Origin of the sequence: Hymenobacter miniatus, assembly GCF_016427455.1 — a bacterium.
Classification (GTDB): Bacteria; Bacteroidota; Bacteroidia; order Cytophagales; family Hymenobacteraceae; genus Hymenobacter; species Hymenobacter armeniacus.
This window is the reverse complement of the sequence record NZ_JAELXR010000006.1, coordinates 72,834-87,900: the sequence shown is the minus strand read 5'-3', so window position 1 is coordinate 87,900 and position 15,067 is coordinate 72,834. Positions and strand designations below refer to the sequence as shown.

Here is a 15,067-nt window from a genome sequence, read left to right as displayed (position 1 = left end):
TCTGTCTTTCGCCATGAAAATCCTGGTTCTCGATAACTACGACTCGTTCACTTACAATTTGGTGCACCTGTTGCGCGACCTCGGCCACGGCCCAAATATGGCCGTGACGCGCAACGACCAGCTGACGCTGGACGAGGTAGCGGCCTACGACGCCATTCTGCTTTCGCCCGGGCCCGGTATTCCCACCGAAGCGGGGTTGATGCCGGCCATTATCGAAAAATATGCGCCCACCAAGCGCATACTGGGCGTGTGCCTCGGGCACCAAGGCCTGGCCGAAAGCTTTGGGGCAGAGCTCTACAACATTCCGGCCGTGCTGCACGGCGTGGCTCACGAAGCCGAGGTCACGGTAGCCGACGAGCGCCTGTTTGCCGGGCTGCCCGAGCGGTTCCAGGTGGGGCGCTACCACTCCTGGGCGGTGCGGCCCGAGTCAGTTCCCGCGACGCTGGAAGTAACGGCCCGCGACGCCAACGGCGAGGTGCTGGCTTTCCGTCACCGCGAGTACGACGTGCGCGGCGTGCAGTTCCACCCCGAAAGCATCCTCACGGAACACGGCGCCCAGATGCTGGAAAATTGGTTGAAATAGAAACGTAAAAAAGAACGTCATGCTTCGGCTGCGCTCAGCATGGCGTTCGGGAAAGACTTAACATGAAACAGATTCTCACCAAGCTTTTCGACCACCAGCCCCTGACCCATGCCGAGGCGCGCGCTGCCATGCGCCAACTGGGCGAGGGCGGGGCCAATGCTGCCGAAACGGCGGCTTTTCTGGCGGTGTACCGCATGCGCCCCATCACCGTGGCCGAACTGGCTGGTTTCCGGCAGGCGCTGCTGGATTTGAGCCGCGACCCCGAGCTGGGCACCACCGACGTGCTCGACATTGTGGGCACGGGCGGCGACGGCAAAAACACGCTCAACATCTCCACCCTGGCGTGTTTTGTGGTGGCCGGGGCGGGGGTTAAGGTAGCCAAGCACGGCAATTTTGGCGTGTCGTCGGTGTCGGGGGCGTCCAACGTGCTGGCGCATTTTGGCTATGATTTTGAAGCCAGTTCCGACCAGTTGCGGCGGCAGCTCGACCGGGCCGGCATCTGCTTTCTGCACGCACCGGCTTTTCATCCGGCCATGCGGCACGCCGGGCCCGTCCGGCGCGAGTTGGGCCTGCGCACCTTCTTCAACATTCTGGGCCCGCTGGTGAACCCAGCCCGGCCGGCGGCCCAACTGCTGGGCGTGTTCAGCCTGGAGCTGCAGCGCGTGTACCACTACCTGATGCAGCCCACCGGCACGCGCTACGCCGTGGTGCACGCCCTCGACGGCTACGACGAACTGGCCCTCACCGGCCCGGCCAAGGTGGTGTCGTCGTTTGGGGGCGAGCGAGTGCTGAGCGCCGAAGGGCTGGGCTTGGCTACTTGCCTGGCCGACGACCTGGCTGGCGGCAGCACCGTGGCCGCCGCCGCCGAACTGTTTGCGGAAGTGCTGCAAGGCAAGAGCACGCCCGCTCAACGCAACGTGGTGACGGCCAACGCTGCCCTGGCCTTGCAATGCGCCCACCCCGGCCTGAGCTGGGACGAGGCCCTGGGTCAAAGCCGCGAGTCGCTGGACTCGGGCGCAGCCAAACGCGCTTTCGACACCATGCTCGCTACCCACTAAGCACGGCACATCAAGCACCCCTAGTTCTTCCTCTCGCGAAGCAATTGCTTCCTACTTCTGTTTGCTAACTATGTCACAGCCCACCATCCTTCAAACCATCGTTGCGCACAAGCGGAAAGAAGTGGCCACCCGGCGCGAGCTGGTACCCGTCAAGCTGCTGGAAACCAGCTTGTATTTTGCCTCTAAACCGTTGTCGCTCCGTCACTACCTATTGCGCGAAAATGGCAGCGGCCTCATTGCGGAATTCAAGCGCAAGTCGCCCTCCAAAGGCTGGATAAACCAGTATGCGCCCGTGGAGCGCACCACGCTGGGCTACATGCAGGCCGGTGCGGCGGCCCTCTCCGTGCTCACCGATGCCGCGTTTTTCGGCGGTAAAAACGAGGACCTGGCAGTGGCCCGCCGCTTCAATTTCTGCCCCATTTTGCGCAAGGATTTTGTGGTGGATGAATACCAGGTGCTGGAAGCCAAAAGCATTGGGGCCGATGCCGTGCTGCTGATTGCGGCCGTACTCACCCCGGCCGAAATCGCGACCTTGGGCACGCTGGCCCGTTCTTTGGGCCTGGAGGTACTCCTCGAAGTGCACGACGCCGGCGAACTGGCCCGCTCGGCCAACGCCGATGCCGTAGACCTCATCGGGGTGAACAATCGCAACCTGCACGACTTCAGCCTTAGCCTCGATACCTCCCTGGAGCTGGCCTCTGCCATTCCGGACTCGTTTGTGAAAGTGTCGGAAAGCGGCATTTCCAACGCGGCGGCCATCGCCCAGCTGCGCGGGGCCGGTTACCGCGGCTTTCTGCTCGGCGAAGCGTTCATGCGCCACGCCCGGCCCGAGCGCGCCTGCGCCGCCCTGGTGCAAGAGCTAGCCGTCCTGCCTAAAACCGCCGCTTTCGCCCAAAACCTGGCATGAAAACGCCCCGTTATTTGCCTCCCGACGTAGCCCTCGCCGCTGGCCTGCCCGCGGCGGGTGCGCCCGTGCCGGTCCAACCGCCGCGGTTGCTGGTGAAGGTGTGTGGCATGCGCGACCCTGAGGCATTGGCCCAGGTGGCGGCGCTGAAGCCCGACTTTTTGGGGTTCATTTTTGCGCCGGCCTCGCCGCGCTTCGTGGGCACGGCCTTGGTCCCCGAGCTGCTTGAGGGGCTGCCCAAGGAAATCTGGAAGGTGGGCGTTTTTGTCAATTCGACCACCGAAACCATGCTGGAAGCGGCCGCAACGTATGCCTTGGGGGCCGTGCAACTGCACGGGCAGGAACCACCTGCGCAATGCGAGGAGCTGGGCGCAGCCGGCCTGCTGGTGATAAAAGCGATTTCGGTGGGCAATGCCGTCGATTTGCCCACGCTGCTGCCCTACGTGCCGTTTTGCGACTTCTTTCTATTCGACACCAAAGGGGGCGCGCCGGGCGGCAACGGGATGGTGTTCGACTGGCAGCTACTGGCGTCCTACAACCTGCCGGTGCCCTATTTCCTGGCCGGCGGTCTTGGGCTGGAACACGCGGCCGAACTGGCTGCGCTGCAACTGCCGGGCTTGGTGGGCGTCGACTTAAACAGCGGCTTCGAAACCGCCCCCGGCGTGAAAGACGCCGGTCGGGTAGGGCAGATGCTGGCCGCCCTGCGCCCGCTGCCCACCCAGCGCGAGGCGCAACAGTAACTCAATCAGCATGCCTGTGCGAGCGCCGCCCCGGCATCGCTGGCAATCAAACATACATTCCCATGACTCCTTCCTATCAGCAACCCACGGCCCGGGGCTACTACGGCGAATTTGGCGGTGCTTTCATTCCCGAAATGCTCTACCCGAACGTGGAAGAGCTGCGCACCCGCTACCTCGACATTCTGGCCGAACCGGACTTTCAGACCGAGCTGCAGCAGTTGCTGCGCGACTACGTGGGCCGGCCCACGCCGCTGTTTGCGGCCCGCCGCCTGTCGGAGCGGTACGGCACCCGCGTGTTTCTGAAGCGGGAAGACCTGTGCCATACCGGCGCCCACAAAATCAACAACACGGTGGGCCAGATTCTGCTGGCCAAGCGGCTGGGCAAGAAGCGCATCATTGCCGAAACCGGGGCCGGGCAGCACGGCGTGGCCACGGCCACGGTGTGCGCCCTGATGGGCTTGCCCTGCGTGGTGTACATGGGGGCCGTCGACATTGAGCGCCAGGCGCCCAACGTGGCCCGCATGCGCCTGCTCGGGGCCGAGGTGCGCCGCGCCGAAAGCGGCAGCCAAACCCTGAAAGACGCCACCAACGAGGCCATTCGCGACTGGATTGCCAATCCCGTCGACACGCACTACATCATCGGTTCGGTGGTGGGGCCGCACCCGTACCCGGATTTGGTGGCGCGCCTGCAGGCGGTCATCAGCGAGGAGATGCGGGCGCAGCTGCTGGAAAAAACCGGTTCCGAACTGCCCAACTACGTGGTGGCCTGCGTGGGCGGCGGCTCTAATGCCGCCGGGGCCTTCTACCATTTCTTGGACGAACCCGCCGTGCGCCTCATTGCGGTAGAAGCAGCCGGGCACGGCATTCACTCGGGGCACTCGGCGGCCACGTCGGTGCTGGGCACGCCGGGCATCATCCACGGCAGCAAAACCCTGCTGATGCAGGACGAGCACGGCCAGATAACGGAACCCTACTCGCTGAGCGCGGGCCTGGACTACCCGGGCATCGGGCCGCTGCACGCCCACCTGGGCGCCTCGGGCCGGGCCGAATTCATCGCCATTACCGACGATGACGCCCTAGCGGCCGTGAGCGAACTGAGCCGCCTCGAAGGCATCATCCCGGCCTTGGAAACGGCCCACGCCCTGGCGGCTCTGGGCCAACTCGGTGCCGGCCCCGACGACGTGGTGGTGGTGAACCTTTCCGGCCGCGGCGACAAGGACCTGGAAACCTACCTGAAAAACATGGACAAGCTCATTTAAGAAGCCCCGCGACGGCTGCGGATGACCATTGTCCGCGACCCGCTGCTACAACTTCCTGCCGAACATAATGAACCGAATAGCCAACGCCTTTGCGCGCAACCATAAGCTGCTCAACGTGTACTTCACCGCCGGCTACCCCCGCCTGCACGACACCCTGCCGCTGGCCAAGTCCCTGGCCGAGGCCGGGGCCGACATCCTCGAAATCGGAATGCCGTTTTCCGACCCGCTGGCCGACGGCCCGGTCATTCAGCGCAGCAGTTCGGCCGCGCTAGCCAACGGCATGAACCTGCCGGTGCTGTTTGAGCAACTGCGGGAGCTGCGCAGCGCCGTGCCCGACACGCCCGTGCTGCTCATGGGCTACCTCAACCCGGTGATGCAATTCGGCGTGGAACGATTCCTGCAGCAAGCGGCTGCCGTGGGCGTCGACGGCCTGATTCTGCCCGACCTGCCTCTCGACGAGTATGAGGAACTGTACCACCCGCTGTTTCAGCACTACGGCCTGAAAGCGGTTTTCCTTATTACCCCGCAAACGTCGGAAGAGCGGATTCGTCGCCTCGACGCCTTGTCGGAAGCCTTTCTTTACCTGGTTTCGGGGCCGGGCACCACCGGCGGCACCACGCTGCCCGATGAGGAAATGCAAAAATCGTACTTCGAACGCATTGCCGGCATGGGCCTGAATACCCCCCGCCTCATCGGCTTTGGCATTGCCGATAAATCCGGCTTCGACCGCGCCTGCAATCACGCCGAAGGCGCCATCATCGGCTCGGCCCTCATTCGCGCCCTTGACGGAGTGCCCGATGCGCCGGCCGAAGCGGCCCGGTTCGTGCGCGGAATTAAGGCGCAGTAGTCGTGCTCCGATTCCTCTCTCTGTAAGGGAAAAACTGCCTGTTTTCTAAACCCCATTTCCTGTTTAAACGCTAGGCGTTTCTCTAAGCAGCTTTCTTCGAATACAGAGGAAGGAGTCTGCCGCGAGATTCAAGCGTGAGCATCTCCACATGATAATCCAACTCGAAAAAAGCGCCTCCGTGCCGGTCATCACCGAGCACCTGAAGCAGCATGGCTACAAAACCACCGAAGTCACCACCCAGCACGCGCACTATTTGGTGGCCATTGGCAAAAAAGACGTGGACCTGCGTACCATTGGCCAATTGCCCGGGGTGCGCGACGTGCACCACGTGTCCGACGACTATAAGCTCGTGAGCCGCAAGTGGCGCGTAAAGCCCACGGTGCTCGACCTGGGCGACGGCGTGAGCATCGGGGAAGGCGGCCTGGCCATTTGCGCCGGCCCGTGCAGCATCGAGAGCGAAGCCCAGATGGAAAAGGTAATGGCCCACCTCCTGGACAACGGCGTGCGCCTAATGCGCGGCGGCGTGTTCAAACCCCGCTCGTCGCCCTACGCTTTTCGCGGGCTGGGCATGGATGGCCTAAAGGATTTTCACCGCATGGCCCGGGCGCGCGGCATCAAAATCGTGACCGAAGTGATGCAGGTGTCGCAAGTGGAAGAAATGCACGACTACGTGGACGTCTTCCAGGTAGGCGCCCGCAACACCCAAAACTTCAACTTGCTCGACGCCCTGGGCGGCGTAGATAAGCCCGTGCTGCTCAAGCGCGGCATATCGGGTACCATTGAGGAACTGCTGTCGTCGGCCGAGTATGTGTTTTCGGGGGGCAACGAGAAGCTGATGCTCTGCGAGCGCGGCATTCGAACCTTCGAAACGGCCAGTCGCAATACCTTGGATTTGAATGCGGTACCTATTCTGAAAGAGAAAAGCCACCTGCCCGTCATCGTGGACCCATCGCACGGCATTGGCATTCGCGACTACGTGCCGCAGATGGCCATGGCCGGTGTACTGGCCGGGGCCGACGGCATTGTGTACGAAACGCACGAAACGCCCGAAACGGCTGCTTCGGACGGGCAACAAACCCTGAATTTTGATGAGTCGGCCAAGCTCATCCGCAACCTGCGGCGGGTGTTCGAGATGCGCGGCCAGCTGGAATAAGGCTAGAACAAGGCCGATTAATGTTTTTTTAACAAAGCGAATGCTTGCATATTCAAAATCGGTTCTTAAATTCGTCTCACTCATGCGCCACCCATTCGTCAATATCAACATGCTACTGACTTGCCCCAAACAGGGCGGGAGCGGGCTGCTGTTGGCGGTAAGGAAATATCAGGCATGAAGCCCGACCTTAACTAGAAACCACTGAAAGCCCGAATCCGCCAGGATATCGGGCTTTTTTTTTGCCAACCAGCTATGATTATCAACCGCACTTCCGTCACCGCTCCCAGCCAGGACCAGCTGGTATGGAAAATCCTGTTCGACCGCCAGACGGCGCTGCTGCACCGGCGCGCCGTGCCGAAGTTTTGGGAGGGCCTGGCCCGGCTGGGCTTGCGGCGCGAAGCCATCCCCGACATCCGGGAATTGAGCGCCGTGGTGCAGGCAGAAACAGGCTGGCAACTGGCCCCGGTGGGCCGCCCCTTCGAGCCGGCCGCGTTTTTCGCCCTGCTGGCCGAGCGGAAGTTCCCGATTGTGACGCGCATCCGGGCGATGCACGCCTTCGATTTCAGCCCCGAACCTGACCTGTTCCACGACCTGTTCGGGCACGTGCCCATGTTGCTCGATGAGGGCCTGGCCAACTTCCTGCACGAACTGGGGCAGGCTTATGTAGCGCTGCCCGCGGGCTCGCCCGCCCGCGAGCAGCTGTGGGCGCTCTACTTCTTCACGGCCGAGTTTGGCATGGTGCAACACGATGGCCGGCCTATGCTCTACGGCGCGGGTCTGCTCTCGTCGGCCGGCGAAATCCACCACTGCGTGAACGAACTCACGCCACGCCCGGCTTTCGACCTCGCTACTGTGTTGAACACACCCGTAACCGGGGCGCGCTACCAACATCAGTACTTCATGTTGCCTGCTTGGGAGCGGCTCACGGAATGCGTGGAGGAACTGACGGGTATTCTGGCGCTGCGCTAACTGAAATGCTTAGCAAACTCCCGTTCGATAGCGCACCACCGAACGGGAGTTTGCTAAGCATATTCTTGAAAACTAAGCAGGAGCTTCGCCCCATGCAGTAGCTTCGCGCTTATGCTATTCGAATTTGGTGCGCATAGTGCGTTGCTGTTGCCGTTTGTGGTGCCCGGGCTGGCACTGGCGGGGCATTTGCTCATAAAAGCGGTGCGCTTCGGCGCGCTTCCCGACGTACTCCTATCGCTGCTGCTGTTGCTGAACGTGCTGCCCGTAGCGCAATGGATGCTGGGCTTCGCCGGCTGGTATGACAGCCACGACGGCCATTCGACGGCCATGTTCTACGTGCCCTGGCAACCGTGGCTGGCCTGGGGGCCGGCGTTCTACTTGTATTTCCGCAGCCTTACCAATCAGGAGTTTTCCTTGCGGAGGCATTGGTTGCACCTGTTGCCCGGGCTAATCTTCGCGGGGCTTTATGCGGCGGCAGCCCTCTACGATTTGGTGTGGCTGCGGGCGCTGCACGGACGGGCCTTGCCCTTTCACTTTGGCACCAAGGGCGAAGCCGCCCATTGGCTCGACGTGCTGGGGGCGCCCGCCGGCTGGCTCGGCTACGCGCTGATGTTGGGCTACGGATTGGCCACCCTCCGGCTCTTTCGCCGCTACCGCCGCTACCTCGACGACAATTTTTCCGATACGGAGCGGCTGCGGTTCCGGGGGCTCCGCGATTTGCTCGTAGCGGCCTTGCTAGGCTTGGTGCTGTGGCTGAGCTTCGAAGTGGTAAACCGGGCGTTTGGACCGCTGGGCTACGGCGGTTATTGGTACGCATACTTCGCCAATGGCGCCCTGATATACTACTTAAGCATAGTAGGCCTGCAAGCCAACTTCGCGGCCGTGACGCCGCTACGCTTCCAGCCGGAGGCAGCAGAAGCGGTACCGCCAAGGCCACCGGCCTCAGAAGTTGCCACGAAAGATGTGCTGCTGGAAGCTGTGCCTACATCCGGCTCTTCGCCCGCCATGGCCGCGGCGCCTTTGCCCGTTGAGGCGCCGGTAGCCGGCGCGCCGGCCGATGCGTTGGCGCCCGAGCTCCAGCCGTGGCGGGAGAAGCTGCTGGCTTTGATGGCCAACGACCAGCCCTGGCTGGAACCCGAGCTAACCCTGGCCGAACTGGCCCACCGCCTGCGTACCAACACTTCGCTGCTCTCGCACGTCATCAACACGGGCTGCGGGCAAAATTTCAACGACTTTGTGAACACCTACCGGGTGGCCGAGGCCGAGCGCAAGCTGCAAGACCCCCGTCTGGCGCATTACTCGTTGGTTGGCATTGCGTTAGAGTCAGGCTTCAACTCGAAATCCACGTTCAATCGGGTGTTCAAGAAGCTGACGGGGCGCACGCCGGGAGAAGTTGCGCGTCCCAAATCGTAAGCCGGTAGGGCCCAAGCCATAAGTTGAAGCGCGGGCCGCTTGGTGAAGAAAGACCTTTGGGCATCAATTCACTAACCGCACTTCTCATGAAAAAGCTATTTAGACCGCTGGCAGGCCAACGAGCCGGGCTGGTGGGTTTCGTTGCCATTGGGCTGCTGCCGCTACTGGGCCTCGCGGGCACCATTCACTCGCACCTGCTCATTGAGGCGGGCAAGCAATTCATTTTGGGCGGTGGGCAGCCCGGAGCCTTCCGGGTATCGGCGCACAACGTGGGGCCGGTGCCCGTTGAGATTCGGGAGCGGCCGCGGGGCGGCGGCATTTTTGGCAAAACCACGCTGGTTCCGGGGCAGCGCGGCGTGCTCCGGTTTGCCGAGGGCTCCACGGCCGTGCTGCTCAACCCCACTTCCAAACAAGCCGTGCTCGACCTCACTGTCACGGGCGATACCAAGCAGCTGGCCATGACCTACGAACCGGTTTCCGCCACGGGCGCGGCGGTGAAATAGCCCCGGCAACGCGCCGTTAGTACTCCCAGCCGAGCCGGCGGTACACGAAGTGCAGCAGCCACAGCGGCCCAATCAGCAGAAACTGCAGGTCCTTGAGAAAGCTGGGTTTTTTGCCCTCCACCTTATGGCCCCAGAACTGGCCCACCCACGCCAATGCAAAGATGATGAGGCAGATGCCCCACAGCGGCAGCACCGCCGCGCCTGCCACCACGCGCAGGGCCAGCGCCATGGCCACCCATACCAGCACCATGCCCAGGGCTAGGCGCCCGCTCAGCCGCACGTAATACACGAGGGCCAGCGCCATCACCAGCGTGCCCCAGTTCAGCCAGGGGCTGATGTGCTGCACGGCGGCCGGCACCGGCACCGACCACAGCAGGCCGAGGAGCGAGAACATAATCAGCGGCACGCACACCCAGTGCACCAGCTTGTTGGTGGGGTTCTGGTGGCTTTCGCCGTATTCGGAGAGGAGGGAAGCAAGCGGGGCCATAGTGGTGGGAATTTGCGTAGCGGAGTGTGTACCAAAGTAGCAAAAAAAGCGCCTTCCCATGTGGGAAGGCGCTTGTAGCACGGGGTAGAGGCGCGAAGTGTCGCGTTTCTACGGCTGGGCTAAACCCTTAGGCTTTCGACTTGAAGCGGCCGCGCAGGTAGGCCAGCGCGTGAGCGTGGGCTTTGGCGGCGTCGTCTTTCTTGTACTTGGGGTTCGAGGGGTTGGCGAAGGCGTGGTCGGCGTCGTAGCTCTCGATGGTGACGCTTTTGCCGGCGGACGTCATGTCCTTTTTGAACTGGGCCACCACCTCGGGGTTAATCCACTTGTCTTGGCTGGCGAAGATGCCCAACACGTCGGAATTCAGGGTTTTGAGCTTGGCCACGTCCTTCTCGGGCATGCCGTAATACATCACGCAGCCCACGGTTTGCTTGCCGCCGAGCAGGGCTTCCTGCAGGCTCCAGCCGCCGCCGAAGCACCAGCCGATGCTGGCAAATTGCGCCTTGGGACCGGCGTAGGCCTGCGCCCCTTTGAGGATGGCCACGGCGCGCTCGGTTTTCACCTCGCCCATGTATTTGCCGGCGTCTTCGTGGGTGGTGGCAATTTTGCCATCGTAGAGGTCGACGGCGATGACGTTGACGTCGGGCATCTCGGCGGCGAAGGTGGCGGCTTCCTTCTTGATGTAGTCGTTCAGGCCCCACCATTCGTGAACCACGAACAGGTACTTGTTGCTAGCCTTGGCGCTCTTGATTTCGAAGCCCTTGCCGGTGCTGCCATCGGGCGTTTTGAAGGTGATTTCCTTGCCCGTGCCCTCGTACACGAAGGGCAGCGGCGCGTCGTGGCCACCCGAAAAATCTTTGTTGCTGGCCAGCATGGCAAAAGCCTCGGTGGCCGAAGCCGAGAGGTTGGCGGCCGGGCGGGCGCAGCAGCTGGCCACCTGTTGGGCCGAAGTCGAGAACGTGAGGCTGAGCAGGGCCGCGCCCAGCGTGAATAGCTTTTTAGAGAACATCGGGTTGGGTAAGAATGAATGCAAATGAGCAAGCGCAACAGCTAATCCGGCAAAACTTCCCGCGCAAGGTGGCGAAGTTTTGGCAGCTCCCGTGCCGCCCGGCTGCGCAGCGCCGCCGACGTGCTGGTGCTCAAGGCGTTTTCGATGGCCAATACCACTTCGGCAGCCAGCTCGGGGTAGGGGCCGGCCAGCCGGGCAGCCGCCGTGAGGGCGTAGACCCGAATGGCCACCGGTTCGCGCGGTGCCCGCAACAACTTCAGGCACGTGTCGAAAGCCAGGGCTTGCCATTCCTCGGGCACGGGCACAACCTGCAGCACCCGCACCACCGCCCGCCGCACGGCCGGATGTTGGTCGGGGCTGGGTTGGGCAGCGGCCAGCAGGCCGGGCAAATGCGGCACCAGCCACTTCGGCCGACGCTCGCCCACCCAGCCCAGCACGTCGGCGGCCAACTGGCGCTCCCGCTCCGCGCCGTACCAGAACAGCTGCAGCAACTCGGCCAAGGCGGTAGGGTGGGCGCTGGCGTAGTCGGCAAGCCGCTGGGTTTGGCGCGCCGAGTGTTCCCGCAGCAGCTCGGTTCGGAGGTTCATTGCCGAAATGTAGCACCTGCGTCGGTTTGTGCCCGGAGGGGCGTTCGGACGGGCAAAAGCCGACGTACGTGCTACATCATGCCCGTTTCGACTGCCGCGCCCAGCTCCGTGAGCAGCGCGAACAGGCCCACGTAGGTGCGGTTCAGGTAGATGAAGTGCTCGGAGCCGCGGGGCTCGCGCTGCTTGCGCAGCTCGGGGTCGGCCATCAGGTCGTCGCCGAGGGTGTAGAGGGCGGCCATGTAGGCGGGGTCGCCGAAATCGAAAGTGGGCTGGCGGAACGGGCGGCCCACCAGCTCCAGTGATACCTGCAGGGTGCGCAAGTAAAGGGCGCGCATGGCCGGCGCATCGGTGGGGCGCAGCACGCCGGCCTGGGTGAGCAGCTCGGCCAGGCGGGCTTCGTCGGCAATGGTTTCGGGGGCCAGCAGGGCGGTGAACAGCAGGTACACGTCCTGCGGCACGTCCTTCACGCAGCCGAAATCGAGCACGCCGAGGGTGCCGCCGTGGTCGGCGCGCATTAGGAAGTTGCCGGGGTGCGGGTCGGCATGCAGGCGATGCAGGGTGTTGAACTGGAACTCGTAGAAATCCCACAGCGCCTGGCCGATTTGGTTGCGCACTTCCTGGCTGGGGTTGGTGGCCAGAAATTCTTTCAGGTGCTGGCCGGGCAGCCAGTCCATGGTGAGAATGCGCGCCGTAGAAAACTCGGGGTAGTAGGCCGGAAACTCCAAATGCTGCAGCCTCTGGCACTCGGCTGCGATTTCCTGGCCGCGCCGCAGTTCCAGCTTGTAGTCGGTTTCCTCCAGCAGCCGGGTCTCGACTTCCTCCAGATAAGGCCGCACCTGCGCTTCGTTCAGCCCCATGATGCGCAGGGCAATGGGCTTTACCAGGCGGATGTCCGACTTGATGCTGTCGGCCACGCCGGGGTACTGTACCTTCACTGCCAGGGCTTTGCCGTCTTTGCGAGCCAAATGCACCTGCCCGATGCTAGCCGCCTGCCGGGCCTCGGGCTCGAACTCGTCGAAGAGCTGAAACGGCGACTTGCCGAAGGCATCCCGAAACGCCTTCACCACCAACGGGCCCGAGAGGGGCGGCGTCGAGTATTGGGCCTGGGCAAACTGCTCGGCGTAAGCCGTGGGCAGCATGTTTTTCTCCATGGCCAGCATTTGGGCCACTTTCAGCACCGAGCCTTTCATCTCGCTCAGCGTGCCGTAGAGCTCGGCGGCGTTGGCGGCGTGCAGGTCTTCGGTGGTCGACTCCGCACCCACGGCCTTTTTGGCGTAGTGCTTAATGTAGTTGGTGCCGACGTTGAAGCCGGTTTTGGCGAAGCGGGCGGCGCGGGCCACTTTGGTGGTCGGCAGGGAGGTTTGGGGTTCGTCCATTAAATCAGTGAACAGTTATCAGTGAGCAGTGAACAGTTTTCAGGAATTTGCCGAACAGTATTGTTCACTGCTCACTGATAACTGTTCACTGCTATTTACCGCCGCACCAGAAACCGCACGAAATCCACGGCCGAATCCAACGTGTTGCGGCCCACGAGGTCGAAGCTGAGCGTCACGGCTTTTTCCACGGCCGCGTCGGTGCGCTCGAAGTTCACCGTGTCGTCTTTGGCGAAGTAGCCCAGCACAAAAAGCGCCTGCTGCCAAAAGAAGCGCGGGTAGCCGTCCTGCACCAGCGTGCGGTTCGCAATTTCGCCGCTCACGCGCCCGGCGCTGAGCAGGTCGCTCACGAAGTATTCAAAGTCCTGCCGGAAGTCATCGAGCACGCGCGGCGACAGCGCCGGGATGCGGTGCAGAGAGCGGCGCAGGCTCATCAGGGCGTAGGAACGGTTATTTTTGAGGATTTCGAGCAGCGTGTAGTAAAACGCCAGCAGCTTCTCGCGGCTGCCGTAGCCCTCCCACACCGGCTCGGCCGCGGCTGTTTCGAGCGCCTGCCGCCCAAAATCAGCCCAGATTTCGCGGTCAATGGCTTCGAAGTTGGGGTAATGCTGGTAGAACTCGGCTTCGGCCACGCCCAGCTGCTGGGTGAGCTTGAACACCGATTGCGGCGGGTGGCCTTCGTTGAGTACAAAGTCGAGATAGACTTGTTTGATGCGGTCCTTTTCCATGGCAGTACAACCGGTTGAGTAGGCGGGAGGTTCGGATTGCAGCGTGGACTCTGCGAGTCTGGCCCATGCGACCATTCTGCAAAGCGCGGACTCGCAGGGTACACGCTACGAGGCTGCAATGCGCGCCGCCCGAATGGCCTCCACGGCCCGCTCGCGCCCAAACTTGTGGTCCACAATCGGTTTGGGATATTTCGCCGTGCCCACTTCCGGCACCCATTTTTTGATGTATTTCATCTGGGGGTCGACCTGCGCCTGCTGGCTTTCGGGGCTGTACACCCGGAACCACGGGGCCGAGATGGCGCCGGTGCCGGCCATCCACTGCCAGTTGCCCACGTTGTTGCCCATGTCGTAGTCGAGCAGCTTGTCGGCGAAATACCGCTCGCCCCACCGCCAGTCGATGAATAAGTGCTTCACCAGAAAGCCGGCCACGGTCATGCGCACGCGGTTGGGCAGGTAGCCGGTTTCGTTGAGCTGGCGCATGCCGGCGTCCACCAGCGGGTAGCCGGTGCGGCCCTCGCACCAGGCCCGAAACTCATCTTCGTTGTTGCGGTAGGGAATCTTCCGCATCTTGGGGTCGTAGCTCTCGGTGGCGGTGTTGGGGAAGTGCCAGAGCAGCATCATGAAGAAATCGCGCCAGATGATTTCGGCCAGTAGCTTCGGGTTCAGCTCTTTGGCCTGCTTCATCACCTCGCGCACGCTCAGCGTGCCGAAGCGCAGGTTCAGCGACTCGCGCGTGCTGCCGTGCTCATCGGCGGGCGTGTCGCGCGTTTTGTGATAGTTGCGCACCACGCCTTCAGCCGGCAGCTTCACCGGCGGGAAATACTGCTCCTTGCGCTCAAACCCCATGCTGGCAAGCGTGGGGCGCCGGCCAGCTTGGTCGGCCGGCACGTGGTGCAAGTTGGCTTTTTTGAACTGCTGCCTAGAATCGGAAGGAGCCAGCAGCTCATGGGTCAGCTTGGCCGTGTAGGCCTTCAGGTAAGCCCCGAACACCTTGGGCACGGTGCCCGATTTGGTCATGATTTCATCCTTGGCGAAGATGACCTGGTCCTTATAGGCGTGGAACTCGGCGCCGTGCTTCTTCAGCATCTTGGCCACGGCCGTGTCGCGCTCGGTGGCGTAGGGCTCGTAGTCTTCGTTAGTGTACACGGCCGCGACGTCGAAGTCCTTGACCAGTTGCGCCAGCACCGCCAGCGGCTGGCCGTAGCGCGCCAGAAAGGTGCCGCCGGCAGCCTCGGTTTCGTGCGCCAGCTTCTCTACTTCATCATAAATGAAGGTGAGGCGGGCATCGGCCTTGTTGGGCAGATGGTCGAGAATGTCGCGGTCGTAAATGAACAGCGGCAACACCGGCAGGCCGCTGGCCAGCGCGGCCGCCAGGCCCACGTTGTCGTGAATGCGCAGGTCGCGCCGGTGCCAGAAAAGGCAGACTTTCATGTTGGTAAGTTGGGTTATCTATGCAA

At 62.7% G+C, this 15,067-nt stretch carries 16 protein-coding genes; 10 read left to right on the top strand and 6 right to left on the bottom strand.

The window, feature by feature from the left end; translation table 11 throughout:
• The first annotated feature begins 13 nt into the window (after positions 1-13).
• The 10 genes from JAO73_RS11155 to JAO73_RS11110 all read left to right on the top strand — a co-directional run bounded on the left by JAO73_RS11155 (position 14) and on the right by JAO73_RS11110 (position 9,429).
• Positions 14-583: an anthranilate synthase component II gene (locus JAO73_RS11155; RefSeq protein WP_198977125.1), complete on the top strand. Its 570-nt coding sequence runs from the start codon at positions 14-16 to the stop codon at positions 581-583.
• A 62-nt stretch (positions 584-645) separates the two neighbouring features.
• Positions 646-1,641 carry an anthranilate phosphoribosyltransferase gene (trpD, locus tag JAO73_RS11150; RefSeq protein ID WP_198977124.1) on the top strand — a complete coding sequence of 332 codons (996 nt, stop codon included), beginning with the start codon at positions 646-648 and terminating at the stop codon, positions 1,639-1,641.
• Between the two features lie 70 nt (positions 1,642-1,711).
• Positions 1,712-2,548 carry an indole-3-glycerol phosphate synthase TrpC gene (gene trpC, locus JAO73_RS11145; RefSeq protein ID WP_198977123.1) on the top strand — a complete coding sequence of 279 codons (837 nt, stop codon included), beginning with the start codon at positions 1,712-1,714 and terminating at the stop codon, positions 2,546-2,548.
• On the top strand, positions 2,545-3,285 hold the full coding sequence (locus JAO73_RS11140) for a phosphoribosylanthranilate isomerase (protein WP_198977122.1): 741 nt from the start codon (positions 2,545-2,547) through the stop codon (positions 3,283-3,285). Before trpC ends, JAO73_RS11140 begins: the two co-directional genes overlap by 4 nt.
• A 62-nt stretch (positions 3,286-3,347) precedes the next feature.
• Positions 3,348-4,544: a tryptophan synthase subunit beta gene (gene trpB, locus JAO73_RS11135; protein ID WP_198977121.1), complete on the top strand. Its 1,197-nt coding sequence runs from the start codon at positions 3,348-3,350 to the stop codon at positions 4,542-4,544.
• Between the two features lie 67 nt (positions 4,545-4,611).
• Positions 4,612-5,391, top strand: coding sequence for a tryptophan synthase subunit alpha (trpA, locus tag JAO73_RS11130; protein ID WP_198977120.1), 780 nt, complete (start codon positions 4,612-4,614; stop codon positions 5,389-5,391).
• A gap of 148 nt (positions 5,392-5,539) precedes the next feature.
• Complete coding sequence (aroF, locus tag JAO73_RS11125) at positions 5,540-6,544, top strand: 3-deoxy-7-phosphoheptulonate synthase (protein WP_198977119.1); 1,005 nt, start codon at positions 5,540-5,542, stop codon at positions 6,542-6,544.
• A gap of 252 nt (positions 6,545-6,796) precedes the next feature.
• Positions 6,797-7,513, top strand: a complete 717-nt coding sequence (locus JAO73_RS11120; RefSeq protein WP_198977118.1) for a phenylalanine-4-hydroxylase — start codon at positions 6,797-6,799, stop codon at positions 7,511-7,513.
• A 111-nt stretch (positions 7,514-7,624) separates the two neighbouring features.
• Positions 7,625-8,926 (top strand): helix-turn-helix domain-containing protein, encoded by a 1,302-nt coding sequence (locus tag JAO73_RS11115; protein ID WP_198977117.1) that lies wholly within the window; start codon positions 7,625-7,627, stop codon positions 8,924-8,926.
• 86 nt (positions 8,927-9,012) lie between these two features.
• Positions 9,013-9,429 (top strand): hypothetical protein, encoded by a 417-nt coding sequence (locus tag JAO73_RS11110; protein ID WP_198977116.1) that lies wholly within the window; start codon positions 9,013-9,015, stop codon positions 9,427-9,429.
• Positions 9,430-9,445: 16 nt separating this feature from the next.
• Here the strand turns inward: JAO73_RS11110 and JAO73_RS11105 are convergent, their stop codons facing one another.
• From JAO73_RS11105 to JAO73_RS11080, 6 genes are all read right to left on the bottom strand, one after another.
• Positions 9,446-9,916 (bottom strand): Mpo1 family 2-hydroxy fatty acid dioxygenase, encoded by a 471-nt coding sequence (locus JAO73_RS11105; RefSeq protein ID WP_198977115.1) that lies wholly within the window; start codon positions 9,914-9,916, stop codon positions 9,446-9,448.
• A gap of 127 nt (positions 9,917-10,043) precedes the next feature.
• Positions 10,044-10,922 carry a dienelactone hydrolase family protein gene (locus tag JAO73_RS11100; RefSeq protein ID WP_198977114.1) on the bottom strand — a complete coding sequence of 293 codons (879 nt, stop codon included), beginning with the start codon at positions 10,920-10,922 and terminating at the stop codon, positions 10,044-10,046.
• Between the two features lie 41 nt (positions 10,923-10,963).
• Positions 10,964-11,509: a HEAT-like fold family protein gene (locus JAO73_RS11095; protein WP_198977113.1), complete on the bottom strand. Its 546-nt coding sequence runs from the start codon at positions 11,507-11,509 to the stop codon at positions 10,964-10,966.
• 71 nt (positions 11,510-11,580) lie between these two features.
• The gene (locus JAO73_RS11090; protein WP_198977112.1) at positions 11,581-12,885 is read right to left on the bottom strand and encodes an ABC1 kinase family protein; all 1,305 of its coding nucleotides are present in this window, start codon (positions 12,883-12,885) and stop codon (positions 11,581-11,583) included.
• 95 nt (positions 12,886-12,980) lie between these two features.
• Positions 12,981-13,610 carry a TetR/AcrR family transcriptional regulator gene (locus JAO73_RS11085; RefSeq protein WP_198977111.1) on the bottom strand — a complete coding sequence of 210 codons (630 nt, stop codon included), beginning with the start codon at positions 13,608-13,610 and terminating at the stop codon, positions 12,981-12,983.
• Between the two features lie 105 nt (positions 13,611-13,715).
• Positions 13,716-15,041 (bottom strand): cryptochrome/photolyase family protein, encoded by a 1,326-nt coding sequence (locus JAO73_RS11080; RefSeq protein ID WP_198977110.1) that lies wholly within the window; start codon positions 15,039-15,041, stop codon positions 13,716-13,718.
• Positions 15,042-15,067 lie beyond the last annotated feature (26 nt).

Coding starts and splice junctions, on each gene's coding strand:
- JAO73_RS11155 (WP_198977125.1), top strand. CDS start 14: ATGAAAATCCTGGTTCTCGATAACTACGACTCGTTCACTTACAATTTG.
- trpD (WP_198977124.1), top strand. CDS start 646: ATGAAACAGATTCTCACCAAGCTTTTCGACCACCAGCCCCTGACCCAT.
- trpC (WP_198977123.1), top strand. CDS start 1,712: ATGTCACAGCCCACCATCCTTCAAACCATCGTTGCGCACAAGCGGAAA.
- JAO73_RS11140 (WP_198977122.1), top strand. CDS start 2,545: ATGAAAACGCCCCGTTATTTGCCTCCCGACGTAGCCCTCGCCGCTGGC.
- trpB (WP_198977121.1), top strand. CDS start 3,348: ATGACTCCTTCCTATCAGCAACCCACGGCCCGGGGCTACTACGGCGAA.
- trpA (WP_198977120.1), top strand. CDS start 4,612: ATGAACCGAATAGCCAACGCCTTTGCGCGCAACCATAAGCTGCTCAAC.
- aroF (WP_198977119.1), top strand. CDS start 5,540: ATGATAATCCAACTCGAAAAAAGCGCCTCCGTGCCGGTCATCACCGAG.
- JAO73_RS11120 (WP_198977118.1), top strand. CDS start 6,797: ATGATTATCAACCGCACTTCCGTCACCGCTCCCAGCCAGGACCAGCTG.
- JAO73_RS11115 (WP_198977117.1), top strand. CDS start 7,625: ATGCTATTCGAATTTGGTGCGCATAGTGCGTTGCTGTTGCCGTTTGTG.
- JAO73_RS11110 (WP_198977116.1), top strand. CDS start 9,013: ATGAAAAAGCTATTTAGACCGCTGGCAGGCCAACGAGCCGGGCTGGTG.
- JAO73_RS11105 (WP_198977115.1), bottom strand. CDS start 9,916: ATGGCCCCGCTTGCTTCCCTCCTCTCCGAATACGGCGAAAGCCACCAG.
- JAO73_RS11100 (WP_198977114.1), bottom strand. CDS start 10,922: ATGTTCTCTAAAAAGCTATTCACGCTGGGCGCGGCCCTGCTCAGCCTC.
- JAO73_RS11095 (WP_198977113.1), bottom strand. CDS start 11,509: ATGAACCTCCGAACCGAGCTGCTGCGGGAACACTCGGCGCGCCAAACC.
- JAO73_RS11090 (WP_198977112.1), bottom strand. CDS start 12,885: ATGGACGAACCCCAAACCTCCCTGCCGACCACCAAAGTGGCCCGCGCC.
- JAO73_RS11085 (WP_198977111.1), bottom strand. CDS start 13,610: ATGGAAAAGGACCGCATCAAACAAGTCTATCTCGACTTTGTACTCAAC.
- JAO73_RS11080 (WP_198977110.1), bottom strand. CDS start 15,041: ATGAAAGTCTGCCTTTTCTGGCACCGGCGCGACCTGCGCATTCACGAC.